Genomic DNA, 24,314 nt, shown 5'->3' with positions numbered 1-24,314 from the left:
GGTAAAGTTGAGCCAGAGCGACTCAAGTTTGAGTCCCATCGACTTTCAGGAGCACACATGAACGCACAACCCGCACCCGGGCAGGAGGAGCAGCAGAGCGCCCTCGAGCAGTTCGGGATCAACCTCACCGATCGCGCCCGCCAGGGCAAGCTCGACCCCGTCATCGGACGCGACAGCGAGATCCGCCGCGTCAGCCAGGTGCTGACCCGCCGCACGAAGAACAATCCCGTCCTGATCGGCGAGCCCGGCGTCGGCAAGACCGCCGTCGTCGAGGGGCTCGCGCAGCGCATCGTCGCGGGCGACGTGGCCGAGTCGCTCAAGGACAAGGAGCTCGTCACTCTCGACATCTCGGCGCTCGTGGCCGGAGCCATGTACCGCGGTCAGTTCGAGGAGCGCCTCAAGAGCGTGCTCAAGGAGATCACCGAGTCCGAGGGTCGCGTCATCACCTTCATCGACGAGCTGCACGTGCTCATGGGGGCCGGCGGCGGCGAGGGCTCGGTCGCGGCGTCCAACATGCTCAAGCCGATGCTCGCCCGCGGTGAGCTGCGCCTGATCGGGGCGACCACCCTCGACGAGTACCGCGAGTTCATCGAGAAGGACGCCGCGCTGGAGCGGCGCTTCCAGCAGGTGTACGTGGGTGAGCCGTCGGTGGAGGACACCGTCGCGATCCTCCGCGGACTCAAGGGGCGCTACGAGGCGCACCACGGCGTCACCATCAGCGACAGCGCGCTGGTCGCCGCCGCCGCGCTGTCCAACCGCTACATCCCCTCGCGTCAGCTGCCCGACAAGGCGATCGACCTCATCGACGAGGCCATGAGCCGCCTCAAGATGGAGATCGACTCCAGCCCGGTCGAGATCGACCAGCTCCGTCGCCGCGTCGACCGCATGCGCCTGGAGGATCTCGCGCTCAAGAAGGAGAAGGACGACGCGTCCAAGGAGCGCCGCGCGGCGCTGCGCGAGCAGATGGATGCCGCCGAGTCCGAGCTGCGCGTGCTCGAGGCCCGCTGGGAGCGGGAGCGCGCCGAGCTCAACCGCGTCGGCGATCTGAAGAAGCAGCTCGACCAGGCCTACACGGATCGTGACCGGGCCCTCCGCGAGGCGGACTACGCCCGCGCCTCCAAGCTGGAGTACGAGACGATCAAGCGGCTCGAGCAGGAGGTCGCCGACGCCGAGCGCGCCGACACGTCCGCGGGGCCCGACGGCGAAGGCCGGATGGTCAACGAGCAGGTGACGGACGAGGACATCGCCGCGGTCATCGCCGCCTGGACCGGCATCCCGGTCGGACGCCTCCTGCAGGGCGAGGGGGAGAAGCTCGTCCACCTCGAAGCCGAGCTGGGCAAGCGCCTGATCGGTCAGAAGGACGCCGTCAAGGCGGTCTCCGACGCGGTGCGCCGTTCGCGCGCGGGCATCAGCGACCCGAACCGGCCGACCGGATCGTTCCTCTTCCTCGGCCCGACCGGCGTCGGCAAGACCGAGCTCGCCAAGGCGCTCGCCGACTTCCTCTTCGACGACGAGCGCGCCATGGTGCGCATCGACATGAGCGAGTACGGCGAGAAGCACTCGGTGGCACGCCTCGTCGGAGCCCCTCCGGGCTACATCGGCTACGAGCAGGGCGGACAGCTGACCGAGGCGGTGCGGCGCCGGCCCTATTCGGTCGTGCTCCTCGACGAGGTCGAGAAGGCCCACCCCGAGGTGTTCGACATCCTGCTCCAGGTGCTCGACGACGGACGGCTCACCGACGGGCAGGGGCGCACCGTCGACTTCACGAACACGATCCTGATCCTCACGAGCAACCTCGGCTCGCCCATCCTCATCGATCCGACCCTGTCGCCCGAGAGCCGGCGCGAGCAGGTGATGGCCCTGGTGCGCCAGGCGTTCCGGCCCGAGTTCCTCAACCGTCTGGACGACATCGTGATGTTCCAGGCGCTCAGCGAGGACGACCTCGCGCAGATCGTGGAGCTCTCCGTGGACGCGCTGCAGCGACGGCTCAAGGACCGGCGCCTCACGCTGGCGGTCACCCCCGACGCCCGGGCCTGGCTGGCCGAGCGCGGCTACGACCCGATCTTCGGCGCGCGGCCGCTGCGCCGTCTCATCCAGTCCGAGATCCAGGACCGCCTCGCGATGGCCCTGCTGTCGGGCGGGGTGCACGACGGCGACCTCGTCCGCGTGGACGTCGCCGCCGACGGCTCGGCCCTCGTGCTGACCAGCGCCGGCCCCGCCTGATCCTTCCCCCATTTCGCCGAGCCGACACGTCCTGCGCGAGCCGACACGATTCGGACCGCACGCAGCGTGTCGGCTCGGCGGAATCGTGTCGGCTCGGCGGGGGCGGGTCGGCTAGCGTCGGAGGATGCAGTTCGCCTCCTCCGGTCGCATCGTGGTCGTCGCCCAGTGGGTGCTGGCCGTGCTGCTGCCCGCCTTCGTCTTCCTCGGCCGCGGGTTCGTCGGAGCCGAGCTCGGCTGGATGGCGGTGATCGGGATCGTCTACGGCTGGGTGACCATCCCGCTGCTGCTGATCCCGCCCGTGATCACGCTGTTCGACACCGCGGCTCGTCAGGCGGGCACCGTGCGCGAGCTGTACGCGATCTTCACGGCGCTCCTGTGGTTCGGGCTGCTGCTCGCGGGCGTGTCGATCCCCGACTCCGGCGACAGCGGCCACCTGACCTCCGCCGTGTCGGCGTGGACCGGCGCCTCGTACGAGTTCTCCTCATCGCTGTTCACGGCCGGAGCCGGCGTCGCCGTGCTCGCCTGGATCGCCGCGATCGTCGTCGCCGTCCGCGGCGCCCAGCTCGGTCGCCGCCCCGCCTGAGTCGCCCCTCGCCTCCCACCCCTGCCCGCGAGCCGACACGCTTCTGCCGAGCCGACACGCTTCGCGCGTACGCAGCGTGTCGGCTCGGCGCGAGCATGTCGGCTCGGCAGAGAAGCGGGGCCCGGGCGAGCGTAGCGGATGGGACGGGGTAGCGTCGAGGGATGCCACGACCCTCGCGCTCGCTCGCCCTCTGGGGTGCGTCGCACCCGGGGCCTTCCCTCGTGGTCACGGCGCTCGCGGTCGCCCTCGGCATCGCCGCCGGCCTCGGGCCGTGGCGGGTGGTCCTGCTCGGCGTGGCCGTGCTGGCCGGTCAGCTGTCGGTGGGGATCTCCAACGACGCGATCGACGCGGCCCGCGACCGCGCGGTCGGCCGCACCGACAAGCCCATCGCCCGCGGCGACGTGTCGGTGCGGACGGCGTGGATCGTCGCGTCGGCGCTCGTCGTCGGATCGCTCGCGCTGTCGCTGGCGCTGTCGCCCGTGATGGCGCTGGCCCACGCCGCCGCGCTGGCGTCCGCGTGGGCGTACAACGCGGGGCTCAAGAACACGCCGCTGTCGATCGCGCCGTTCCTGGTGAGCTTCGGACTCTTCCCCTCCCTCGCGACGCTGTCGGCCGCCGAGCCGGCGTTCGCCGCCCCGTGGGCCGCGGTCGCGGGGGCGGCCCTCGGCGCCGCGGTGCACCTCACCAACGTGCTGCCCGACCTCGAGGACGACGCCCGCACCGGTGTGCGCGGGCTTCCGCACCGCCTCGGCGTGCGGACCTCCGTGATGCTGGCGGTCACCGGCATCCTCGTGGGCGCCGTGTCCGTGCTGGTCGGACCGGTCCTGCTCGACGGCGCGGACATCACGGTGCTCTCCTGGCTGTTCTTCGCGCTCGCCGTGCTCGTGGCCGCGGCGACGCTGTACCTCGCCGTCGGCCGCCCGCCCGCGCGGGTGCTCTTCCGCCTGACGATGCTCGCGGCGCTGGTGCTCGCCGCGCAGCTCGTCGCCACCAGCGTCTGACGGCGGCACCCGCACTGCGACGGCGCCCGCCCCCTTCGCGCGGCGTGCGGCTACCGGCGGCTGCGGTGGGCGGCGGACCCCGCGGCGCCCGCGAGGGCGAGCGCCGGACCGGCCGCGAGCTGGAGCAGCGGATGGCGCAGGGCCCGGATGACGCGGACGGGGCCGAGCGACTCGACGATCGCGGGCACCGCCCACTCGTCGACCTGCGACTGGTACCTCGTGACGGCGGCGGGGATGCTCGCGGCGTCCGTCAGCGCGTCGGCGAGCGCGCCCGCGGACCGGATGGCGGTGGACCCGGCACGTCCGCCCGTGGGCGGCATGGCGTGCACGGCGTCGCCGATCGCGGTGATCCGTGAGACCGGCCACGGGAAGCGGGGCGCTCTCGGATCGGCGCTGCGGAAGGAGAACGCCGCTGTCCGTGCCGGGTCCGACTTCGCAACCACCTCGCCCATCCACGGATGCCACGCGCCGAGGAGTTCGGCGGCGAGCCCGGCGAGCATCGGCCCGGGCGCCGTGAACGGATCCGCGACAGCATCCCGGCGCGCGATCAGTCCCCACACGAGCGACGGCGGTCCCACGGCGGAGGAGAGCTCGGCCGGCACGGCCGGCAGATTCCGGGACGTGAGGGAGAGGAACATCCCCACCCCGCGCCGGTCGAGGGCGAGCGCCGGTCCGCGTTCGAGGTAGAAGGGGAAGGCGCTCGTGTCGGCGAGCGGCGTCGAACCGGCGATCCCGATGAGGCCGGTGTCGGAGCTCGTCGGCGGGGCGAGGGAGCGGAGCGTCGGCGACCGGGCGCCGTCGGCGGCGACGACGAGGTCTCCGGCGATCCGCGAGCCGTCGGCGAGGCTGACGACGGCCTGCGTCGCGCTGGACTCGGCCGCGACGACCGTCGAGGAGAACCGGAGCTCGTCGCGCAGCCCCTCGGCGAGGATCTGACGCAGCGCGCGGCGCTGGCAGAGCATCCGATCCTGTCCCGCCGGCTCCGGAGCGATCACGATCGGTCGCAGCCGGGAGTTCGCGATCGTGAACTGCGAGAACGTGTCCGGCCCGTCGGAGACGGCGCGGATGCGGTCCACCAGAGACCCCGGGACGTGCCGCTCGATGACGGAGACCGCCTCGGGGGTGAGGGCGATGCGATAGCCGCCGGTGTCCGCCGCGCTCGCATCCCGGTCGAGAACGACGACGTCGGCACGGCGACGGAGTGCGTGCGCGAGCACGAGCCCACCCGCCCCGACGATGACGACCCGCACGGCCGCTACCCTGCCGCGGTGGGGTGTCGGCCGCTGTCGAACCCCATCGCGTAGGCGTGCGCGAGGAGCCGCCCGCCCGGACCGGAGATCGCGGCCCCCAGCACGCTCGACCGCACGCGATGGAGCACGGGACTGCGCGGCCGGCCGAGAGCCGTGTTGACGCTCGCGATGGCGGCGGCGACCCGGGCCGACCGCACCCGCGACCGCTCCCACCGCTCCAGCTCGGCATCGGGGGCCGCACCGGTGCGGACCCACGTGGCGACGAGCGGGGCCAGGCCGACGGCGTCCAGCAGTCCGAGGTTCATGCCCTGGCCGCCGATCGGGCTCACCTCGTGGGCGGCATCGCCGACGACGAGGACCGGCCCGCGGCGCAGACGCGGAGCCACCGCCCGGCGCACCCGGAACGATGTGGCGCCGGTCACGCGCTCCGCGGCCGCCGCCTCGCCGCGTCGACGCATCGCCGCGCGCAGGCGCTCGTCGCGGGTCTCCGGTCCGGTGTCGAGGTCGTCGCCGAGGCCGTCCCACGCGACGAAGCGCCGCCGGCCCCCGGGGAGCGGGAACGACTCCAGCACGCCGTCGCGCGCGAGGGTCACGACGGCCACGTCGGCGTCCGGCCGGGGATCGACGTCGGCATCTGCCATGAGGTAGCGGTCGGCGTACGCGTGGACCGCGACGCCACCCGGGCGGTAGACGAGGTCCCGCCCGCCCGCTCCCGACGCGACGATCGCCACCGCGGCGTCCCACTCGCGCGCGCCGTCCTCCGTCACGGCGTGCACGCGCACGCGCCGCCGGCCGTCGCCCGCGATCGTGCGGATGCCGGTGACGAGGACCCCGCGCCGCACGGCGGGAGCATCCTGCGCGAGGGCGGCTTCGGTCACCGGCTGCGGCAGGGTCGCCACGAACGGGAACCGCGTCGAGAGGGCGTCGAACCGCACGACGCCGAGCACCCGCCCGTCGGCGCGGCATTCCCCTCGGTCGACGCGCACGGCGCCGGCGAGGAGGCGCTCGGTGATCCCGCTCGGCTCGAGGGCGGCCAGCACCGGCGCGTGGAGTCCGATCGCGCGGGAGCGGGAGCCCCGTTCCGCGCGGCGCTCGAGGGTGAGCACATCGAGCCCGCGGCGCGCGAGCTCCGCGGAGAGCAGGAGGCCCACCGGTCCCGCACCCACCACGACGACGTCAGGCACGGCCGGTCCCCACCGCGAGCACGCGGAACGCCGCCGGCGTCTCGACCCGCCACCGGGGTCCGAGCGCCTGCGCCAGCTCTTCCGTGCGGTAGCTGCGCCGGATCGAGCGGAGGCCGTCGGTGCGCAGGAAGGTCCCGGGCGCGAGCGGAGTGATGCCCACGGCGTACAGGCCGTAGGCGGCGGGCGAGCGAGCGATGTCGCCGTGCAGCACGGGCCCGTCCGTCAGGGCGAGGGAGTCGTCCGCGAAGGCGGCGAGCTCGTCGGCCGCGAGGTGATGCAGCACGTGGTTCGACAGCACGGCGTCGAACACCTCCCCCTCGGCGCGGAGGGTGCCGGAGTCGGTGCAGCGGAAGCGCGCACCGGGGATCGCCGCCGCCGAGGCCACCGCATGCGCGCGGGGGTCGGGGTCGGCACCGACCCACTCGACGTCCAGGCCGTCGCGGCGCGCGAGGCCCGCCAGCCGGGCGATGACGTCGCCGCCGCCCGATCCCAGGTCGAGCACGCGCGCGGCGCCCCGTCCTTCGCGCTGCCGGGCGACGAGGTGCGGGCGGAGGTGGTCGCGGTACACCCCGCCCCACGCCGCCACGAGCCGGTTCACGATCCGGAAGCGGCGCAGCGTCGCCGCGAGGCGGTCGGGATCGCAGTCCGGATCGTCCATCAGTTCGCGCACGGCCGTGTCGCGCTCGCGCAGGCTCATGACGCGGGGCCGGGGCGGCGGGTGAGCAGGGCGGACTCGACGGTCAGGCCGGGGCCGAAGGCGAGGGCGGCGATGGAGGCGGACCCGCCGCCGGTGCCGGACCCGCCCCCGGTGCCGGTCTCGTCGGCGAGGAGCTCAGCGAGGATGAAGAGGATCGTCGCGCTGGACATGTTGCCGTGCGTGCGCAGGACGGCGCGCGAGGCCGCCAATGCGTCGGCCGGCAGAGCGAGTCCCGCTTCGACCCGGTCCAGGACGCTCCGGCCCCCGGGGTGCACGGCCCACACCGCGGGGGTGTCGCCGGCGAGGAACGCGCCCACCGCGGCGCGGATCTCCCTCCCGATGATGCGGGGGACCTCGGCGGTGAGCGTCATCTCGAAGCCGTGGTCGCCGATGGTCCACGCCATGTCGCGCTCGCCGTCGTCGGTGACGGTGGTCCCGAAGCGCTCGAGGTCGAGCCGCGCGCCGGCGCGATCTCGCAGGTCGGCGCGGGCGCTGACGATCGCGGCGGCCGCGCCGTCGGCGAACACCGAGGCCGCGACGATCTGCTCGGGGTCGGGTGAGGGGCGGAAGTGGAGGGTGCACAGCTCGGCGCACACGACGAGGACGACGGCGTCGGGCTGGGCGGCGCACAGGGCGTCGGCCAGCCGCAGCGCGGGCATGGCGGCGGCGCAGCCGACGAATCCCAGATGGAAGCGCTCGGCGGTCGGCGCCAGCCCCAGGTCGCGGATCAGACGGTAGTCCGGGCCGGGGGCGAACAGGCCGGTGCACGACACGGTGACGACATGGGTGATCGCCGCCGGCTCCAGGGCGGCGCCGGCCAGCGCGGCGCGGGCGGCCTCGGCGAACAGGGGCGGCGCGAGCCGCACGTACTCGGCGTTGCGGGCGGCGGTCGTGGGAGCGTGGAGCACCCCGTCGGCGCCGATCACCGGCAGCGTTCCGGGGGCCCGGTCGGCCGAGGTGCGGGCGGCGCCCTCGCCGAGCTCGGCGAGCACCGTGTGCCGGGTGTCGATGGCCGCGGCGTCGAAGGCGGCGTGGATCAGTCGTGACGTCAATCGGTCCACCCCCGGCTGCGCGGTGAACAGGTCGCGCACGTGCTCTTGCGGGAGGCGCGTCGGGGGAACGGCGGTTCCGATCGACAGGATGCTGGCGGGCATGGTTCACCGTAACCGGCATCGGCGGATTCCCGATGGGGGTTGCGGACAGACGCCGCGGAGGTGACCTCGCTCAGGCGGCGGCGTCGCCGGACGGATCCTCGGCGCGCGGCAGGTCGCGCACCCGCCAGAACGGCCCGAGCACGACCGGCAGCGCCGACGCCACCGAGCCGGCCGCGCCGATCCACAGCGCCGGCACGGTGCCGAGCCAGGTGCCCAGCCATCCCGCGGCCAGCGCCGACAGCGGCATCACCCCCCAGACGCAGAACCGGATCGACGCGTTCATCCGGCCGAGCAGACGCGGCGGTGTGATGCGCTGGCGGAAGGTCACCTGGGTGATGTTGTAGACGAGCACCGCGAAGCTCATCACGAACCCCTGGGCGACCACCAGGGCGAAGGCGGCAGGGGTGGGGAGCAGCACCGCGAGCGGGAACGGGATCACCGACAGGCTGAAGGCGATCGCGCTCAGGGGGATCGCCCGCGCCTCGCCGACCCGGGCCACGATGCGCGGTGTGGCGATCGCGCCGAGCAGCCCGCCGACGGCCGTCAGCGAGAAGACGAGACCCATGACGGCGGGCGTGAACCCGATGATCCGCAGGTAGTAGATCGGCATGAGGGTGAAGATGAAGGTGCTGAAGAGGTTCGAGATCCCCGTCGTGGCGACGATGCGCCGCAGGAATCTGTTGCCGAAGACCCACGCGAGCCCCTCGGCGATCTCCCGGTGCAGGGGCGCGCGATCCTCGGGCGCCCGGAGGGTCTCGTGGTCGCGTGTGCGCAGCAGGGCGATCAGCGACGCCACGTAGGTGGCGACGGTGGCCAGGACGGCGAGCGGAGCGGTGATGAGCCCCACGAGGCCGCCGGCGACGGCCGGGCCCGACAGGCCTGCCAGCTGCTGGGTGGACTCGAGCTTGCCGTTGGCCTCGGCGATCTGGTCGGGTCGCACGAGCGAGGGGACGATCGACTGGTACGACACGTCGAAGAAGACGGTCGCGACGCCCACCACGAGGGCCACCGCGTACAGATGCCACATCTCGAGCCCGCCGGTGAGGAACAGCACCGGGACAGCGGCGAGGGCGAGCGCGCGCACCGCGTCCGCCCAGATCATGACGTGCCGCTTGCGCATGCGGTCGATCCACGCGCCGGCGGGAAGGCCCACCACGAGGAACGCGGCCATCGCGGCCGCATTGAGGTAGCCGACCTGCGCCTCGGTGGCCTGCAGCACCAGGACGGCGAGCACGGGAAGGGCGAGCTCGGTGATCTGCGAGCCGAACTGGCTGAGCGCCTGGCCGCCCCACATGGTGAGGAAGTTGCGGTCGCGCCACAGCGATCCGCGGGCGGCGGGGGCGGGGGGCGCGCCCTGCTCGGACTCGACCGCGTCGGCGGCGTCGGCGCGCGACATGCCGGACGGCGACTCGGCGCGGGCGGCCGCGACGACCTCCGGAGGCTGTTCCGATTGGGACATGCCAATCAGTGTCGATCACCGATTGGGAATTGTCAATCGGGCGCTAGACTGCGGACATGGCCGACACGACCGAAACCCGGGACGACGGCGCCGACGTGCCCTCCGAGGCCGAGTCGGAGGCGCTCGCCCGCGCGCTCAGCTCGCCGCTGCGCCTGCGCATGCTGCGGCTGTGCGCGTGGGAGGCGCGGACCAACAAGGAGCTCGCCGATCTGCTCGAGGTGAACCCGGGCACCATGCTCCATCACGTGCGCACGCTCGTCGACACCGGGCTGCTCGCTGCCGAGCCGGCGCGGGCCGGCGCACGAGGGGCCCGCGAGGTGCCGTACCGCGCGACGGGCCGCTCGTGGCGCGCGCCGCGGGTGCCCAACCAGTCGATCGTGCTGCTGGAGACCATGCGCCAGCAGATCGTGGGCGTGGATCCCGCCGACATCGAGACGACCTGGCTGGGCCTGCGCCTGAATCAGGAGCACGTCGACGAGCTCCGGGACCGGCTCTACGGCCTCCTCGAGGAGTTCAAGCAGCGCGGTCCCGACGTCGACGGCGAGACCTTCTCGCTCGTGACGGTGCTCCATCCCGACCTGAACCCGCCCGCCCCCTGACCGGCGGACCTCGCCCTCGCTCGCCGAGCCCACCCCTACACGCCGAGCGGGCCCCCTGTGTCGGGTCACAAGGGGCCCGCTCGGTGGCAAGGGGTGGGCTCGACGCCCGAGCCGCTGCGCGCAGCGCGGGGTCAGGCGTTCGCGACGACCGTCGTCTCCAGCGGCAGGCGGGTGCGCGGGGCGAGCTCGCGCTCGCGCAGGGCCTCGGGTGCCGCGTCGATGTCGCCGAGAGCGCCGACGGCCATGACGGTGACCGCCGCCAGGTCGGCGCCGAAGCCGAACGCGCGGGCGATCGCCTCGCGGTCGAACCCGCCCATCTGGTGGGTGTGCAGGCCCGACGCGTGCGCCTGGATCGTGAAGTACGCGGCCGCCTGGCCGGCGTCGTAGGACGCCCAGGCCAGCGGCTTGCCGTCGACCGAGGTGGTCGTGGCGAAGACGACGAGTGCCGCCGCGTCGCCCGCCCACGAGCGGTTGAAGCCCATGAGCGCGGCCACGATGGCCGCGTGCTCGGCGCTGCCGCGGCGCGCGACGACGAAGCGCCACGGCTGGGTGTTGTTGGCGGACGGCGCCCAGCGGGCCGCTTCGAGCGCGCTGTGCAGCGCCTCCTCGTCGACCGGGGTCTCGGCGTCGAACACGCGGGTGCTCCAGCGCTCGGCCAGGACGTCCAGGATGGGCGCGTCGGTCTGGGCGGTGTGGACGGTGGTGATGCTCATGGCGTCTCCTCGTTCGGCTTTCTCGGATGGGGACGCCATCGTCCTGATGCATGCAACCGCATACGACGCCCATCTGTTCCCGCAGTACCGTGAGGGGATGACGATCGCCACGGCCGACCTCTTCGACGAGCGCGGCGACGAGCTCGACTCCGTCGCGGTACAGTTCCACGACTTCGGCGGAAGCACCGCGTTCGACGGTCCGGTGCGCACCGTGCGGTGCCATCGCGACAACGCGCTCGTGAAGGAAGTCCTCGCCACGGCGGGCGAGGGCGCGGTGCTCGTGATCGACGGCGGCGGATCGCTGGAGTCGGCGCTCGTCGGCGACCTCATCGCGGCCTCGGCCGTCGCGCACGGCTGGTCGGGCATCATCGTCCACGGCGCCATCCGTGACCGCGACGCGATCGGCCGCCTGCCGCTCGGGGTCAAGGCCCTCGGCTCCAACCCGCGCAAGAGCGCGAAGGACGGCGCGGGCGAGGTGGATGTCCCCGTCGAGATCGGCGGCGTCCGCTTCCGTCCGGGCGCGCACGTCTGGGCCGATGCCGACGGCATCCTCGTGGAGCGCTGACGCCGCCGCGACCCCTGGCGCAACGCCGCGTGGAGAAGAAGACTGAGGTCACGGCGGAGCCCCGCCTCATCCTCCGCACCGATCCACAGGAGCAGCCATGGTCACCATCAGCTCGGCGTTCGCGGGATTCTCCGTGGACGACCTCGCCGCCGCCGAGTCGTTCTACCGCGACACCCTCGGCCTCGCCGTCGAGCGGAACGGGATGGGCATCCTCGAGATCGCCCTCCCCGGCGGCGGCCACGTGATCGCGTACCCGAAGGACGACCACGAGCCGGCCACCTTCACGATCCTGAACCTCGTCGTCGACGACATCGACACCGCCGTCGACGAGCTCAACGCCGCCGGGGTGACCACCAAGATCTACGACCGCGAGGACCTGCCCACCGACGAGCGCGGCATCGCCCGCGGCAACGGCGGACCCGACATCGCCTGGTTCCGCGATCCGGCCGGCAACGTCCTGTCGGTGCTCGTCGGCTGAGGCGTTTCGTCTCGTCGCTGCGCTCCTCGGCTGAGGCGTTTCGTCTCGTCGCTGCGCTCCTCGCTCGACGACCGGCCGGAGCAGCACCCCGACCGGTCGTTGAGCGAGCGAAGCGAGACGAAACGCAGAGACGAAACGCAGAGACGAAACGCCGCGCCGGCTCAGGCCTTGAGCGCCTCGGCGAGCTTCACACGGGCGCCCATCCGCAGCAGCGAGTTCTCGTAGATCTTGGCGCCGATCACGATGGCCAGCGCGCAGGTCGCGAGCAGGATCGCCAGCGAGACGAGCGGCTCCCACCACTGCGCCTCGCCCAGGAAGACGCGCACCGGCATCCCCACCGGGGCGGAGAACGGCACGTACGACATGATCGACATGACAACGGGGTTGTCGTTGAAGAAGATGACGAGGAAGTACGGCGCCATCACGAGGAACGTGAGCGGCGTCGTGGTCGATCCGATGTCCTCCTGCCGCGAGACCATCGCAGCGGCGGCCGCGAACAGCGACGCGAGCAGGATGAACCCGAAGAGGAAGAAGACGGCGAACCACACCAGCGGCGCGCCGAGGCCCGTCAGCAGCGCCCCCTGATCGGTGACCGTCAGCCCGACGATCGCGATGGCGGCCAGTCCGATGATCTGCCCCATGGCGAGGATCGTGTTGCCGAGCACCTTGCCCGCCAGCAGCGCCCGCGTCGGGATCGCCGAGATGAGCAGCTCGACCACGCGGGTCTGCTTCTCCTCGACGACGCTCTGCGCGATCGTGGAGCCGAACGTCAGCGCCGCCATGAAGAAGATGAGCCCGAATCCGAGGGCGACGAAGTAGCGCAGCGCCCAGTCCACGCCGCCGGTGTCGAGCAGCTCGACCGCCGGGGTGATGCTCAGCAGCTGGAGCAGGCCGCCCGGCGCGGACTCGTCGGCGACGACGGTGAAGCCGAACGGATCGGCGCCGCCGGGGATCAGCGCCGCGTCGACGTCGCCCGAGCGGACGAGCTCGCGCGCCTCCGTGGCGTCGGCGGCCTCGGTGACCTCGACCGCGTCGCCGTAGGGCTGCAGCGCGCTCGCGGTCTGCGGCGTCACCGCCACGGGGATGCGGCTGTCGCTGCCGGCGGTGAACCCGCCCCACAGCACCGAGGCCAGCGCGATCACGAAGAGGATCCCGGTCGAGATGAGGAACGCCTTGCTGCGGAGCTTCGAGCCGATCTCGCGTTCGGTGACGAGCCAGACGCTCTGGGCGAAGGACGGGGCGGACGCGGTCACTGGATGACCTCCTTGAAGATCTGGGCGAGCGAGGGATGCCGCGGCGAGAAGCTCGCCACGTCGCCGGTGTCGACGGCCCGGCGCAGCACGCGCTGCGCCGACTCGTCGCTGTCGGCGTCGAACAGCGCGTAGCCGCCGTCGAACTCCAGGACCTCGATCCCGGGCTCGTCGCGCAGCCACCCGGCGTCGCCGGCCGACACGAGCTCGAAGCGCCGCTGCGCGTGCTGGCTGCGGAGCTCGTCACGGGTGCCGGCGGCGCGGATCGTGCCGCCGGCGATGATGACGAGGTCGTCGCAGAGCCGCTCGACGACGTCGAGCTGATGCGAGGAGAACAGCACGGCCGCGCCCTGGGCGGCGCGTGCCTGCAGCACGCCGGCCACGACGTCCACCGCGAGGGGGTCCAGGCCCGAGAACGGCTCGTCGAGGATCAGCACCTTCGGGTCGTGGACGAGCGCCGCGGCGATCTGGGCGCGCTGCTGGTTGCCGAGCGAGAGCGTCTCGATGTTGTCGGTGAGGCGCTCGCCGAGCCCCAGCTCCTCGAGGAGCGCGGTCGCGCGGCCCGTGGCGTCGGGCTTGGAGAAGCCGTGGAGCCGGGCGAGGTAGACGATGTGCTCCAGCACGCGCATCTTGGGGTAGAGGCCGCGCTCCTCCGGCATGTAGCCGAAGCTGCGGCGGTCGGCGGCCGTCACGGGGGAGCCGTTCAGGGTGACGGTGCCGCCGTCGCGAGCGAGCACGCCCAGCACGATGCGCATCGTCGTGGTCTTCCCGGCTCCGTTGCCCCCGACGAAGCCGGTGAGCCGGCCGGGCGCGACGTGGAACCCGACGTCGTCGAGCACACGGCGTCCGCCGTAGCTCTTGGTGATCCCGTTCAGTTCGAGCATGCGCTCCTCCTCAGGTGGCGGGCCGCTCCCGACCCTCTGCCTCCACGCTAGGCAGGCGGGCCGGCGGGCGCCTCCACCCCCCGGGGGAGATCGCCCCTCCTCCCCGTGGGCGACGAGGGCGGCGGTCAGGCCAGACCGTGGCGGTGGGCGTAGACCACGGCGGCGACGCGGTCGCGGGCGCCGAGCTTCTGCAGCACGTTCGAGACGTGCGTCTTCACGGTCGCCTCGCCGATGAAGAGCCGCTGGGCGATCTCGGCGTTGCTGAGCGCCTGGGCGAGCAGCTTCAGCACCTCGGCCTCGCGCTCGGTCAGGTCCGCGGCCGCGCCGGCGTCGTCGGCGCCACCGGGCGAGGCGGTGGACGCGGACGCACCGGCGGACGGGGCGAACGAGCCGCCCGCGAACCTCTCGATCACCCGCCGGGTGACGGCCGGAGCCAGCAGCGCGTCGCCGTCGGCGGCGACGCGGACCGCGGCGATGAGCTCCTCCGGTCCCGCGTTCTTGAGCAGGAACCCGCTCGCCCCGGCGGCGAGCGCCTGGAAGAGGTAGTCGTCGCGGTCGAAGGTGGTCACGATGACGACGGAGGCCGTGACCGCCGGGTCGGCGACGATCCGCCGGGTGGCCTCGAGCCCGTCCATGTCGGGCATCTGCACGTCCATGCACACCACGTCGGGGGACAGGTCCCGCGCCGCGGCGACCGCCTCGACCCCGGTGGCCGCCTCGCCGACGACGGCGATGCCGTCCTGGCTCTCGAGGATCATCCGGAACCCCGCGCGCATGACGGCGTGGTCGTCGACGAGCAGCACCCGCACGTCGGTCATCGTGGTCCCACCGCCTGCGGTGCCGGCACCCGCACGCGCACGAGCCAGCCGTCGCCGCGCGGGCGCGGTCCGACCTCCAGCGTGCCGCCGGAGGCGGTGGCGCGCTCGCGCATGCCGACGAGACCGAGCCCGGGCCGGCCCCCGCCGCGCACCGCCCCCGTGCTGGCGATCTCGAGCTCGATCGTCTCCGCGCCGTAGCGCACGCGCACGTCGGCGGTGGCATCGGGACCGCCGTGGCGGCGGGCGTTGGTCAGCGCCTCCTGGGCGATCCGGTAGAGGTTCACCTGCACGAGCTCCGACGCCGCGACCGGCTCGCCGACGACGGTGAGCTCGGTCGGCAGCCCGTTCGCGGCCGCATGCGCGACGAGCTCGGGGAGCGCGGTCAGCCGCAGCGTCGAGGCCCCGGCGGCGTCGCCGGCGGTCTCGGCGTCCGGGGTGCGCAGCGTATCGAGGAGGTTCCGCAGGTCGGCGAGGGCGCCCCGCGCCGAGTCCTCCACGCCCGACAGCGCGGCGCGCGCGGCCTCGGGATCGCGGTCGAGCACCGCCCGGGCGGCCCCGGCCTGCACCCCCATGGCGGAGACGTGGTGGGCCACGACGTCATGAAGCTCCCGCGCGATCCGCACCCGGTCGAGGGCGACCGCCTGCGCGGCGGTCCGCTCGCGCTCGAGCTCGAGCTCGGCGGTCCGCTCCTCGAGGACGCGGCGCGCCTGCGCGTCGGCCCAGGCGCGCTCGCCGAAGAAGTACGCGCCGCCGAAGAAGGCGGCGTTGACGAGGAACTGGATGAGGATGAACGCTGCGAACGGCGAGAACAGGCCCGCGCGCGACAGGCCGTCGTCGCTGGGGTCGGTGGCCGTCTGGAAGGTGGTCACCAGCAGCCAGACGAACATGCCGACGATGACGAGGAGCCGCACGACGGTGGCCCGGCGGCGATCGGCGACGTACGCGCCCACCGTGTACATCGCCAGGAAGAGGGCGACGTTGGCGACGTACACCTCGGGGATGCGCAGGGTCACGCCCACGAAGAACGCCACGGCGACGACCACGAGCACGATCTCGGGCGCCCGGCGACGCAGCGCGAGCGGCAGCGTCAGCGCCGCCGCGTAGAGGAGCGCCCACGTGAACGGCGGCGACTCCTCGCCGTAGAAGCCGGCGACCTGGCCGAGCCAGGCGCTCACGATCGCGGCCACGCACAGACCGGCGGCCAGCCACAGGTCACGGCGCACCTGCGGGTCGGCGAGCGCGCGCAGGGGAGCGTTGGCGGTCATCCCTCCACGCTACGGGGGAGAGATGGTGGCGGCATCCCCCGCGAGGGGGAGCCGGCCCCACCCGGCGGACCGGCTGACAGGATGGGGGGACCGCAGATCGTCAGGAGGCACAGGATGGGCCATCGCGTCGGAGTCATCGTCGGATCGGCATCGGAGGCGTCGCTGAACAGGCGGCTGGCGGAGGGGCTGGCGCCGCTGGCCGAGGAGGCGGGGCTGACGTTCGTCGACATCCCGATCGCGCACCTGCCGTTCTACGGCACCCAGTTCGACAAGGACTTCCCCGAGGTGGGCTGGGAGTTCAAGAGGGCCATCGAGGACGTCGACGGCCTCCTGATCGTGACGCCGGAGTACAACCGCTCGATCCCCGGCGTGCTGAAGAACGCGATCGACTGGGCGACCCGTCCGGGGGGAGCGTCCTCGCTGCCGGGCGTGCCGACGGCGGTCATCGGGGCCACCAAGGGCGCCGTGTCGACCGCGGTGGCGCAGGCGCACCTGAAGTCGATCCTCACGTCGCAGGGCGTCCCGCTCGTCGGCGTGCCCGAGGCGTACATCCGCGTCGGCGACGGCTTCTTCGCCGACGACGGGTCGATCGCGAGCGAGGGGACCCGCGAGTTCCTCGCGGGCTTCCTCGACGCGTTGCGCGAGCTCATCGACCGGTGGGCATGACGCGCGCGACACGACCGGTCACTCGGACGCACTCCTAGCGACCCGCCCGCCCGAGCCGATACTGTCTGGTCATGGCAGAGCAGCCGAGGGCGCGCCGCACGATGTCGCTCGTGGGCGCCGTCGTCGCCGACACGGCGGGGGCGGTGTTCGTCGTGATCGCGGTCGTGCTGGCCGTGACCTGGACCGTGCGGGGCATGGTCCCCTGGGGCGTGGACGGCGGCGGCGGCTTCCCGTTCTGGTGGTTCGCCCCGATCCTCGGCCTGCTCGGGATCGCGATGTTCGCCGTCGGCACGAGCTTCACGCGCGACTGGCGACGGTCGCGCGCCGTCTGACCTCCGCCGCGGGCGACCGGGCGGCGCGCGTGCGGGAAAGGAGCCGGTCATGACCGGGCGCATCCACATCGACATCTTCAGCACGCTCGACGGCGTCGGGCAGTCGCCGGGCGGCATCGAGGAGGACACCTCCGGCGGCTTCCGCTACGGCGGCTGGCAGGGCCCGGTGACCGACGACGTGGTCGGCGCGGAGATCATGGCCGGCATCGACGCGCTCGACGCGCTGCTGCTCGGCCGCAGGACCTACGACATCTGGGCGCCCTACTGGCCCGCCTACGGGGAGGGTGCCGCGCACCCCATCGCGGCGAAGTTCAACAGCGTGCCGAAGTACGTGGCCTCACGCGGACGGCCGTCGCTGGAGTGGCAGGGGTCGGAGCAGCTCGGCCCGGACACCCTCGCCGAGGTGGCGGCGCTGCGGGAGAGGCACCGGGAGATCCACGTCGTGGGCAGCCTGGACTTCGCCCGCACCCTGCTCGACGCACAGCTGTTCGACGTCCTGAATCTGTGGGTGTTCCCCGTGGTGCTGGGCGAGGGGAAGCGGGTCTTCCCCGAGGGCGTCGAGGCCGCGCGGCTCGCCCTGCTCGAGCCCCCGCTCGTCGCCGGCACCGGTGCGGTGCTGCTGCGCTACGGCCCGGCCGGCCGGCCGCGGCTGGCCGACATCGACCCGCGCGACTGATTCCCCACCGTCGCGATCACGGTCCCGCCGGTGCCGGTCGCAGCCTCCAACCGTCCCGCCTTGTCCCACTCTCGGTGAGTGTTGTCCCACTTTCGGTGGCTTCACGCCGTCTAGATCGACCGAATCTGGGACATGACTCGCCGGGGGCATCAGCTGATGACCGGAGGCGAGAAGTTCCCTCGGTTCAGGTGATCGGATCAGAAGAGCCGGGTCAGAAGATCATCGGACGGTCGTCGTCGTCCGCGCCCTCGAGGTCGAGGTCGACGACCACCGGCACGTGGTCGCTCGGGATCTCGCCCTTGCGCTCCTCGCGGTGGATCGCCGCGCCGGTCACGGCGTCGGCGAACGCGTGCGAGCCGAGGATGAAGTCGATGCGGAGACCCTCGTTGCGCGGGAAGCGCAGCTGCTTGTAGTCCCAGTAGGTGTATCCCGTCGGCACGAGCGGACGGACGGTGTCGGCGAGACCGGCGTCGAGGAGGGCCTGGAACGCGGCGCGCTCGGGCGGCGAGACGTGCGTCGTGACGCCCTCGATGACGGTCGGGTCGCCGTTGTCGGCATCCGTCGGGGCGATGTTGAAGTCACCCGTCAGGGCGAGCGCGAGGTCGGGCGAGGCGGTGAGCGCATCGGCCGTGTAGCCGCGCAGCGCCTCGAGCCAGTCGAGCTTGTAGCGGTAGTGCGGGTCGTCGAGCGAGCGACCGTTCGGGACGTACAGGCTCCACACCGTGACGCCGCCGATCGTCGCGCCGATCGCGCGCGCCTCCTGCGGAGCATCCGGGCCGTCGTGCCCCTTCGCGAACCCGGGCATGCCGGGGAACCCGATCTGCACGTCCTCGATCGGCTCCCGGCTCGCGATGGCCACGCCGTTCCACTGGTTCAGCCCGTGCGCCTCGACGGTGTACCCGGCCGCCTCGAACTCCTCGTACGGGAACTGCTCCGGCTTGCACTTGATCTCCTGCATCGCCAGCACGTCGATGTGCTCGCGGACGGCGAACTCCACGGTGCGGGCGACGCGGGCACGGATCGAGTTGACGTTCCAGGTGGCGAGGCGCATGCATCCAGCGTATTGGCCCCCGCCGACGCTCCCGCACGCCGATAGTCACGGCGGGCGGCCGATGACGGCGGGCCCGCCCGCGCGTACCGTCGGCGCCATGACGCGCGCACCGCGGTGGGTCGCGATCGGCCTGCGGGTCGTCGCCGGATTCAGCCTGATCTCCGCCCTGATCGGGATGGCGGGGCTCACGATCGGCGGCGGGATGGGGCTGCCGCGCGAGTGGATCGACAACAGCGTGTTCGACTCGTATGCGTGGCCCGGGGTGATCCTCGGCGTGGTCGTCGGCGGCGCGCAGGCCCTCGCGCTCGTCGCCCAGCACCGCCGGTACGCGCTCGCCGCGGGGCTCCATGCGGCCGCCGGACTCGTGATGATGATCTGGATCATCGTGGAGATCGCCATCATGCTCGTGTGGTCGCCGCTGCACGGCGTCTACTTCGTGGCCGGTCTCGCGCAGGTGGTGCTGGCCGTGCTGGCGCTCGGCGCCTGGCCGCACCCGTTCCTCACCCGCGCCCCCCGCTGACGCTGCCCCTGCCGCCCGAGCCGACACGTCGCGTGCGAGCCGACACGTCGCGTACCGCACGGGGCGTGTCGGCTCGGTGAAAGCGTGTCGGCTCGGTGAAAGCGTGTCGGCTCGGTGAAAGCGTGTCGGCTCGGCGAGGGGGCGGGGGGCGGGGCTCGGGCGAGGGCGCGGGGTCAGGAGGCGAGGGCGCGGAGGATGTCGTCGACGCGGTCCTTCGCGTCGCCGAAGAGCATCTGGGCGTTCTCGCGGAAGAACAGCGGGTTCTGCACGCCCGCGTACCCCGAGGCCATCGAGCGCTTGAAGACGATCACGTCGCGCGCCTCCCAGACGTGCAGCACCGGCATGCCGGCGATCGGCGAGCCCGGGTCCTCCGCGGCGGCGGGATTGACCGTGTCGTTGGCGCCGATCACGAGGACCACGTCGGTGCCCGCGAAGTCGTCGTTGATCTCGTCGAGCTCGAGCACGATGTCGTAGGGCACCTTCGCCTCGGCCAGGAGCACGTTCATGTGCCCCGGCAGCCGGCCGGCGACCGGGTGGATGCCGAAGCGCACCTCGATGCCGCGCGCCCGCAGCGCCGAGGTCAGCTCCGCGACCGGGTACTGGGCCTGGGCGACCGCCATCCCGTAGCCGGGCGTGATGATGACCGAGCGTGCGGAGGCCAGCAGCTCCGCCGCCCCCTCGGCATCGATCTCGCGGTGCTCGCCGTGCTCCTCGTCACCCGAGCGCGGTGCCTCGATGCCGAAGCCGCCGGCGATGACCGACAGGAACGAGCGGTTCATGGCCTTGCACATGATGTACGAGAGGTACGCGCCCGACGAGCCGACGAGCGCGCCGGTCACGATCAGGAGGTCGTTGTTCAGGAGGAAGCCCGCCGCGGCGGCGGCCCAGCCGGAGTAGCTGTTGAGCATCGAGACGACCACCGGCATGTCGCCGCCGCCGATCGACGCCACGAGGTGCCAGCCCAGGGCGAGCGCGAGCACGGTGACGGCGACCAGCAGCCAGATCGACGGCGTCACGACGTACCAGACGGTGAGCGCGACGAACGCGACGAGGGCCCCGACGTTGAGGATGTTCTTCCCCGGGAGCATGAGCGGCCGGGAGCTCATCCGGCCCGAGAGCTTCAGGAAGGCGACGATCGAGCCGGTGAAGGTCACGGCGCCGATGAACACGCCGATGAAGACCTCGGCGTGGTGGATGTCGATGAGCTCCGCCGAGACGTGGCCGGCGTCCAGGTGCCCGTTCCAGCCGACGAGCACGGCCGCCAGTCCCACGAAGGAGTGGAGCAGCGCGATGAGCTCGGGCATCCCGGTCATCTCCACGACCCGCGCGCGCCACAGCCCGATCGCGCCGCCGACGAGCACGGCCGCGACCAGCAGGACGAGGCCGATCGTCGCCCCCGGCGTGCCCCAGGCGTCGGAGGCGGTGAGCCACACCGTCGCGCCCAGCGCGATCGCCATGCCGGCGATGCCGAATGCGACGCCCCGTCGGGCGGTGTCGTGCGTGGAGAGGCCCGCGAGGCTCAGGATGAACAGCAGCGCCGCGACGACGTAGGCGCCGGCGGAGACGGAGGAGGCGACGTCGGGGGTCACTGGCCCGCACCCTTCTGGAACATGGCGAGCATGCGCCGGGTGACGGCGAAGCCGCCGAAGACGTTGATGGACGCCACCAGGACCGCGACCGCCACGAGCACCCGGACGAGCGGGTCGTCGGCGGTGATCTGCACCATCGCGCCGACCACGATGATGCCGCTGATGGCGTTCGTCACGCTCATGAGCGGGGTGTGGAGGGCGTGGGCGACCTTGCCGATGACGTAGAAGCCGACGACGACCGACAGGGTGAGCACCAGGAAGTGCTGCGGGAGCGGGGGCGGCGCGACGGCGCAGACGAGGAACAGCGCCGCGATCCCGGCGACGATGAGCCCGGTCCGCGCGCCGCGGGACAGCGGGGTGCGCGCGGCGGCGGCCGGCCGGTCGGGAGCCGCCGACGCGGCGGCGGGCGGAGCCGCCGACACCTGCACCGGCGGCGGCGGCCAGGTGACCGCGCCCTCCCGAGTGACGGTCACGGCGCGCTGCACCACGTCGTCGAGGTCGAGCACCAGCTCGCCGTCCTTCCCGGGGGTCAGCAGCGTCAGCAGGTTCACGAGGTTGGTCCCGTACAGCTGCGAGGCCTGCTGGGGGAGCCGGCCCGGAAGGTCGGTGTACCCCAGGATGACGACGCCGTTGTCGGTGACCACGCGCTCGCCGGCGACCGAGCCGGCCACGTTTCCGCCCTGTGCTGCGGCCATGTCGACGATGACCGAGCCGGGCTTCATCGCGGCGACGTCGGCGGCGGTGAGCAGCACGGGCGCCGCGCGCCCCGGGATGAGGGCGGTGGTGATGACGATGTCCACGTCGGCGGCCTGCTCGGAGTAGATCTCGGCCGCCCTCCGGTCGTAGGCCTCGCTCGTCGCCTTCGCGTAGCCGTCGGCGGAGACCTCCGTGTGCTCCTCGGGGACGATGACCTCCAGGTACTCGCCGCCGATCGAGCGCACCTGGTCGGCGACCTCGGGCCGCGGATCGGTCGCCCGCACGATGGCGCCCAGGCTCGATGCCGCGCCGATCGCCGCGAGCCCCGCCACCCCGGCGCCGGCCACCAGCACCTTCGCCGGCGGGACCTTGCCGGCGGCCGTCACCTGGCCGGTGAAGAAGCGGCCGAACTCGTGGGCGGCCTCGACGACGGCGCGGTATCCGGAGATGTTCGCCATCGAGCTGAGCACGTCCATGGACTGCGCCCGCGAGATGCGCGGCACGGCGTCCATCGACAGCGCCGTCACCCCGTGCGCGGCCAGCCGGTCCAGCAGCTCGGGACGGAAGGCGGGGCTCAGCATCCCGATGAGGGTCGCGCCCGGGCGCAGCAGCGCGATGTCGTCCTCGGACGGAGCACCCACGGTCAGCACGACGTCGGCCGCCCAGGCCTCGGCGTGCCCGCGGACCTCTGCGCCGGCCTCGGCATACGCGGCGTCGGGGAACGACGAGGCCGCACCCGCGCCCGACTCGATGATCACCTCGTGACCCAGCGCGCGGATCTTCGCGACCGTCAGGGGAGTCGCTGCCACCCGCGTCTCCCCGGGCTGCTCGGCGACGACGGCGATACGGGCCATGGTGCTCCTTCGGGTTCGCTGCCGCCCGCCGGACGGGCCGGGGCGACGTTCCCGACTCTATGGCCCGGGCGGGAGCGTGCGGGGGAAAAGTCGCGTGAAAAACCGCGGTTCCCGCATCCGTAGACTCTGAGTCATGACCGCCGCCTCCACGCCCGCGCTCGAAGCCGACCGTCAGGCCCTCATCGGCCTCATCCGCGACGAGGCCGTCTTCCACGGCGACTTCACGCTGTCCAGCGGCAAGAAGGCGTCGTACTACGTCGACATGCGCAAGCTCACGCTCGACCACCGCGCCGCGCCGGCGATCGGCCGCATCATGCTCGACCTCATCCGCGACGTCGACGGCATCGTGGCCGTCGGAGGGCTCACCCTCGGAGCCGACCCGATCGCCAACGCCGTCATGCACGAGTCGGCGCGCACCGACGCGCCCCTGGACGCGTTTGTGGTGCGCAAGGAGCCGAAGGACCACGGCCGCGGCCGCCAGGTGGAGGGCGCCGACGTCGTCGGCAAGCGCGTCGTCGTCGTCGAGGACACGTCCACCACCGGGCAGTCCGCGCTGAAGGCCGTGGAGGCGCTCCGTCGCGAGGGCGCCGAGCCGGTCGCGGTGGCGGTCATCGTCGACCGCAAGACCGGGGCGCAGGCCGCCGTCGAGGACGCCGGGCTGCAGTGGCTGGCCGCGATCGACCTCGACGACCTCGGCCTCCAGCCCCAGTGATGCCCAGAGCTTCGTGATGCCCAGATCTTCGTGATCCCCAGAACCCCGTGATCCCCACGCCGCAGTGACGCGGCGCCGGCCGAGACCCCCAGGAGCCCCCGTGACCACGTTCGCCCTCGCCCTCGACCTCGGCGGCACCAAGCTCGACGCCGCGCTCGTCGATCCCTCCGGGACCGTGCTCGCCGGCTCGCGCGCGCGCCGGGCCACGGGCCGCGACATCACCCCGGCCGCCCTCGACGAAGCGCTGGCGGCGGTCGTCGCCGAAGCGCTGACGGCGCTGCCGGCGGACGCCCAGGTGGTCGGCGCCGGGATCGGCAGCGCCGGCCCGGTCGACCGCCCGAGCGGCGGCATCCTCCCCGTGAACATGCCCGCGCTCGTCGGGTTCGACCTGGCCGCGGCCGTCGCCCGCGCCGTCCGCGCCGCGGGCCTCGACGTGCCCGTGGTCCTCGGTCACGACGGCGGCGCGCTCGCGCTCGCGGAGTCGTGGATCGGCGCCGCCGCAGATGCGGTGGCCTCCCTGTCGATCGTCGTCTCGACCGGGATCGGCGGCGGCTTCGTGCTCGGCGGCGCGCTCATGACCGGCGCGTCGGGCAACGCCGGCCACCTCGGCCAGACGCTCGTCGGCGACACCACCCTCGAGGAGATCGCCTCCGGTCCGGCGAGCATCGCGTGGGCGCGGGCGCAGGGCTGGTCGGGCACGACAGGGATGGAGCTCGGCGCAGCGGCCGCCGCCGGCGACGCGACCGCCCGGGCCGCCGTCGAGCGCTCGGCCCGCGCCGTGGGCATCGGCCTCGCGAACGCGTCGACGCTCGTCGACCTCGACGTCATCTCGATCGGCGGCGGCTTCTCGCACGTGTCGGACGACTACATCGAGCTCGTCGGCACCGCCCTCCGCGAGGCCGCCGTGCTCGAGTTCGCCCGGCGGGTGCGGGTCGTGCGCAGCGCCCTGGGCGACGAAGGGCCGCTCATCGGCGCCGCAGCGCTGATCCTCCGTCGCGGCTGAGCGTCAGTCGTCCTTGCGGCCCCGGCCGCGGACGTACTGCACCACGAACACGACCAGCGTGCCCACCAGCACCACGCCGGTCGCGGCGAACA

The 24,314-nt window shown here is 73.1% G+C and carries 25 protein-coding genes; 12 read left to right on the top strand and 13 right to left on the bottom strand.

Translation table 11 applies throughout. The features are described 5' to 3' along the window. Positions 1 to 57: 57 nt before the first annotated feature. The 3 genes from ACPWUT_RS14035 to ACPWUT_RS14025 all read left to right on the top strand — a co-directional run bounded on the left by ACPWUT_RS14035 (position 58) and on the right by ACPWUT_RS14025 (position 3,807). Entirely contained in the window at positions 58 to 2,223 is a 2,166-nt protein-coding gene (locus tag ACPWUT_RS14035) for an ATP-dependent Clp protease ATP-binding subunit (protein WP_284528939.1), read from the top strand. Positions 2,224 to 2,347: 124 nt separating this feature from the next. After that, on the top strand, positions 2,348 to 2,806 hold the full coding sequence (locus ACPWUT_RS14030) for a hypothetical protein (protein WP_284528940.1): 459 nt from the start codon (positions 2,348 to 2,350) through the stop codon (positions 2,804 to 2,806). Positions 2,807 to 2,967: 161 nt separating this feature from the next. After that, on the top strand, positions 2,968 to 3,807 hold the full coding sequence (locus ACPWUT_RS14025) for a UbiA family prenyltransferase (protein WP_284528942.1): 840 nt from the start codon (positions 2,968 to 2,970) through the stop codon (positions 3,805 to 3,807). 50 nt (positions 3,808 to 3,857) lie between these two features. Here the strand turns inward: ACPWUT_RS14025 and ACPWUT_RS14020 are convergent, their stop codons facing one another. The 5 genes from ACPWUT_RS14020 to ACPWUT_RS14000 form a co-directional block, all read right to left on the bottom strand. Then, a complete protein-coding gene (locus ACPWUT_RS14020) occupies positions 3,858 to 5,057 on the bottom strand; it encodes an FAD-dependent oxidoreductase (RefSeq protein WP_425838745.1) in 1,200 nt (399 codons plus the stop codon). A 5-nt stretch (positions 5,058 to 5,062) separates the two neighbouring features. After that, positions 5,063 to 6,241: an FAD-dependent oxidoreductase gene (locus ACPWUT_RS14015; RefSeq protein WP_425838742.1), complete on the bottom strand. Its 1,179-nt coding sequence runs from the start codon at positions 6,239 to 6,241 to the stop codon at positions 5,063 to 5,065. Continuing rightward, positions 6,234 to 6,938, bottom strand: coding sequence for a methyltransferase domain-containing protein (locus ACPWUT_RS14010; RefSeq protein ID WP_284528946.1), 705 nt, complete (start codon positions 6,936 to 6,938; stop codon positions 6,234 to 6,236). Before ACPWUT_RS14010 ends, ACPWUT_RS14015 begins: the two co-directional genes overlap by 8 nt. Then, positions 6,935 to 8,092 carry a type III polyketide synthase gene (locus tag ACPWUT_RS14005; protein ID WP_425838738.1) on the bottom strand — a complete coding sequence of 386 codons (1,158 nt, stop codon included), beginning with the start codon at positions 8,090 to 8,092 and terminating at the stop codon, positions 6,935 to 6,937. Before ACPWUT_RS14005 ends, ACPWUT_RS14010 begins: the two co-directional genes overlap by 4 nt. Positions 8,093 to 8,162: 70 nt before the next feature. Continuing rightward, positions 8,163 to 9,551, bottom strand: coding sequence for an MFS transporter (locus ACPWUT_RS14000; RefSeq protein WP_425838735.1), 1,389 nt, complete (start codon positions 9,549 to 9,551; stop codon positions 8,163 to 8,165). 56 nt (positions 9,552 to 9,607) lie between these two features. Between ACPWUT_RS14000 and ACPWUT_RS13995 the strand changes: the two genes are divergently transcribed. Continuing rightward, positions 9,608 to 10,150 (top strand): ArsR/SmtB family transcription factor, encoded by a 543-nt coding sequence (locus tag ACPWUT_RS13995; protein ID WP_425838732.1) that lies wholly within the window; start codon positions 9,608 to 9,610, stop codon positions 10,148 to 10,150. Positions 10,151 to 10,281: 131 nt separating this feature from the next. On the opposite strand, the gene ACPWUT_RS13990 is transcribed toward ACPWUT_RS13995, so the two are convergent. Beyond that, on the bottom strand, positions 10,282 to 10,863 hold the full coding sequence (locus ACPWUT_RS13990) for a nitroreductase family protein (RefSeq protein WP_284528951.1): 582 nt from the start codon (positions 10,861 to 10,863) through the stop codon (positions 10,282 to 10,284). 97 nt (positions 10,864 to 10,960) lie between these two features. On the opposite strand from ACPWUT_RS13990, the gene rraA reads away from it, so the two are divergent. Continuing rightward, complete coding sequence (gene rraA / locus ACPWUT_RS13985) at positions 10,961 to 11,428, top strand: ribonuclease E activity regulator RraA (protein WP_425838729.1); 468 nt, start codon at positions 10,961 to 10,963, stop codon at positions 11,426 to 11,428. 97 nt (positions 11,429 to 11,525) lie between these two features. Further along, positions 11,526 to 11,906 carry a VOC family protein gene (locus ACPWUT_RS13980; protein WP_425838726.1) on the top strand — a complete coding sequence of 127 codons (381 nt, stop codon included), beginning with the start codon at positions 11,526 to 11,528 and terminating at the stop codon, positions 11,904 to 11,906. Positions 11,907 to 12,067: 161 nt separating this feature from the next. Here ACPWUT_RS13980 and ACPWUT_RS13975 read toward each other — a convergent pair whose 3' ends face one another. The 4 genes from ACPWUT_RS13975 to ACPWUT_RS13960 form a co-directional block, all read right to left on the bottom strand. Beyond that, complete coding sequence (locus ACPWUT_RS13975; protein ID WP_425838723.1) at positions 12,068 to 13,159, bottom strand: ABC transporter permease; 1,092 nt, start codon at positions 13,157 to 13,159, stop codon at positions 12,068 to 12,070. Beyond that, a complete protein-coding gene (locus ACPWUT_RS13970; protein ID WP_284528956.1) occupies positions 13,156 to 14,040 on the bottom strand; it encodes an ABC transporter ATP-binding protein in 885 nt (294 codons plus the stop codon). Before ACPWUT_RS13970 ends, ACPWUT_RS13975 begins: the two co-directional genes overlap by 4 nt. 125 nt (positions 14,041 to 14,165) lie before the next feature. Further along, a complete protein-coding gene (locus ACPWUT_RS13965) occupies positions 14,166 to 14,858 on the bottom strand; it encodes a response regulator (RefSeq protein ID WP_284528958.1) in 693 nt (230 codons plus the stop codon). Beyond that, positions 14,855 to 16,123: a sensor histidine kinase gene (locus tag ACPWUT_RS13960; RefSeq protein ID WP_425838718.1), complete on the bottom strand. Its 1,269-nt coding sequence runs from the start codon at positions 16,121 to 16,123 to the stop codon at positions 14,855 to 14,857. Before ACPWUT_RS13960 ends, ACPWUT_RS13965 begins: the two co-directional genes overlap by 4 nt. A 114-nt stretch (positions 16,124 to 16,237) precedes the next feature. Between ACPWUT_RS13960 and ACPWUT_RS13955 the strand changes: the two genes are divergently transcribed. The 3 genes from ACPWUT_RS13955 to ACPWUT_RS13945 all read left to right on the top strand — a co-directional run bounded on the left by ACPWUT_RS13955 (position 16,238) and on the right by ACPWUT_RS13945 (position 17,797). Next, complete coding sequence (locus tag ACPWUT_RS13955; RefSeq protein WP_284528961.1) at positions 16,238 to 16,789, top strand: NADPH-dependent FMN reductase; 552 nt, start codon at positions 16,238 to 16,240, stop codon at positions 16,787 to 16,789. Between the two features lie 71 nt (positions 16,790 to 16,860). Further along, complete coding sequence (locus tag ACPWUT_RS13950) at positions 16,861 to 17,121, top strand: hypothetical protein (RefSeq protein ID WP_284528962.1); 261 nt, start codon at positions 16,861 to 16,863, stop codon at positions 17,119 to 17,121. A 49-nt stretch (positions 17,122 to 17,170) separates the two neighbouring features. Continuing rightward, the gene (locus tag ACPWUT_RS13945) at positions 17,171 to 17,797 is read left to right on the top strand and encodes a dihydrofolate reductase family protein (protein ID WP_284528964.1); all 627 of its coding nucleotides are present in this window, start codon (positions 17,171 to 17,173) and stop codon (positions 17,795 to 17,797) included. A 211-nt stretch (positions 17,798 to 18,008) separates the two neighbouring features. Here the strand turns inward: ACPWUT_RS13945 and ACPWUT_RS13940 are convergent, their stop codons facing one another. Then, on the bottom strand, positions 18,009 to 18,848 hold the full coding sequence (locus ACPWUT_RS13940; protein WP_425838713.1) for an exodeoxyribonuclease III: 840 nt from the start codon (positions 18,846 to 18,848) through the stop codon (positions 18,009 to 18,011). A 97-nt stretch (positions 18,849 to 18,945) separates the two neighbouring features. Between ACPWUT_RS13940 and ACPWUT_RS13935 the strand changes: the two genes are divergently transcribed. Further along, positions 18,946 to 19,368, top strand: a complete 423-nt coding sequence (locus ACPWUT_RS13935; protein ID WP_425838710.1) for a hypothetical protein — start codon at positions 18,946 to 18,948, stop codon at positions 19,366 to 19,368. Between the two features lie 173 nt (positions 19,369 to 19,541). On the opposite strand, the gene pntB is transcribed toward ACPWUT_RS13935, so the two are convergent. After that, positions 19,542 to 20,957, bottom strand: a complete 1,416-nt coding sequence (pntB, locus tag ACPWUT_RS13930; protein ID WP_284528968.1) for a Re/Si-specific NAD(P)(+) transhydrogenase subunit beta — start codon at positions 20,955 to 20,957, stop codon at positions 19,542 to 19,544. After that, on the bottom strand, positions 20,954 to 22,507 hold the full coding sequence (locus ACPWUT_RS13925) for a Re/Si-specific NAD(P)(+) transhydrogenase subunit alpha (RefSeq protein ID WP_425838707.1): 1,554 nt from the start codon (positions 22,505 to 22,507) through the stop codon (positions 20,954 to 20,956). The genes pntB and ACPWUT_RS13925 overlap by 4 nt, the downstream gene beginning before the upstream one ends. Positions 22,508 to 22,640: 133 nt before the next feature. On the opposite strand from ACPWUT_RS13925, the gene pyrE reads away from it, so the two are divergent. Then, positions 22,641 to 23,219 carry an orotate phosphoribosyltransferase gene (gene pyrE / locus ACPWUT_RS13920; protein ID WP_284528971.1) on the top strand — a complete coding sequence of 193 codons (579 nt, stop codon included), beginning with the start codon at positions 22,641 to 22,643 and terminating at the stop codon, positions 23,217 to 23,219. Positions 23,220 to 23,319: 100 nt separating this feature from the next. Next, entirely contained in the window at positions 23,320 to 24,222 is a 903-nt protein-coding gene (locus ACPWUT_RS13915) for an ROK family protein (protein ID WP_425838704.1), read from the top strand. Positions 24,223 to 24,314: the final 92 nt, after the last annotated feature.

The sequence above is a fragment of the Microbacterium sp. PA5 genome (assembly GCF_049860775.1).
Lineage (GTDB): Bacteria > Actinomycetota > Actinomycetes > Actinomycetales > Microbacteriaceae > Microbacterium.
The sequence above is the reverse complement of the archived record's forward strand: the minus strand, read 5'-3'. Positions and strand labels throughout refer to the sequence as shown.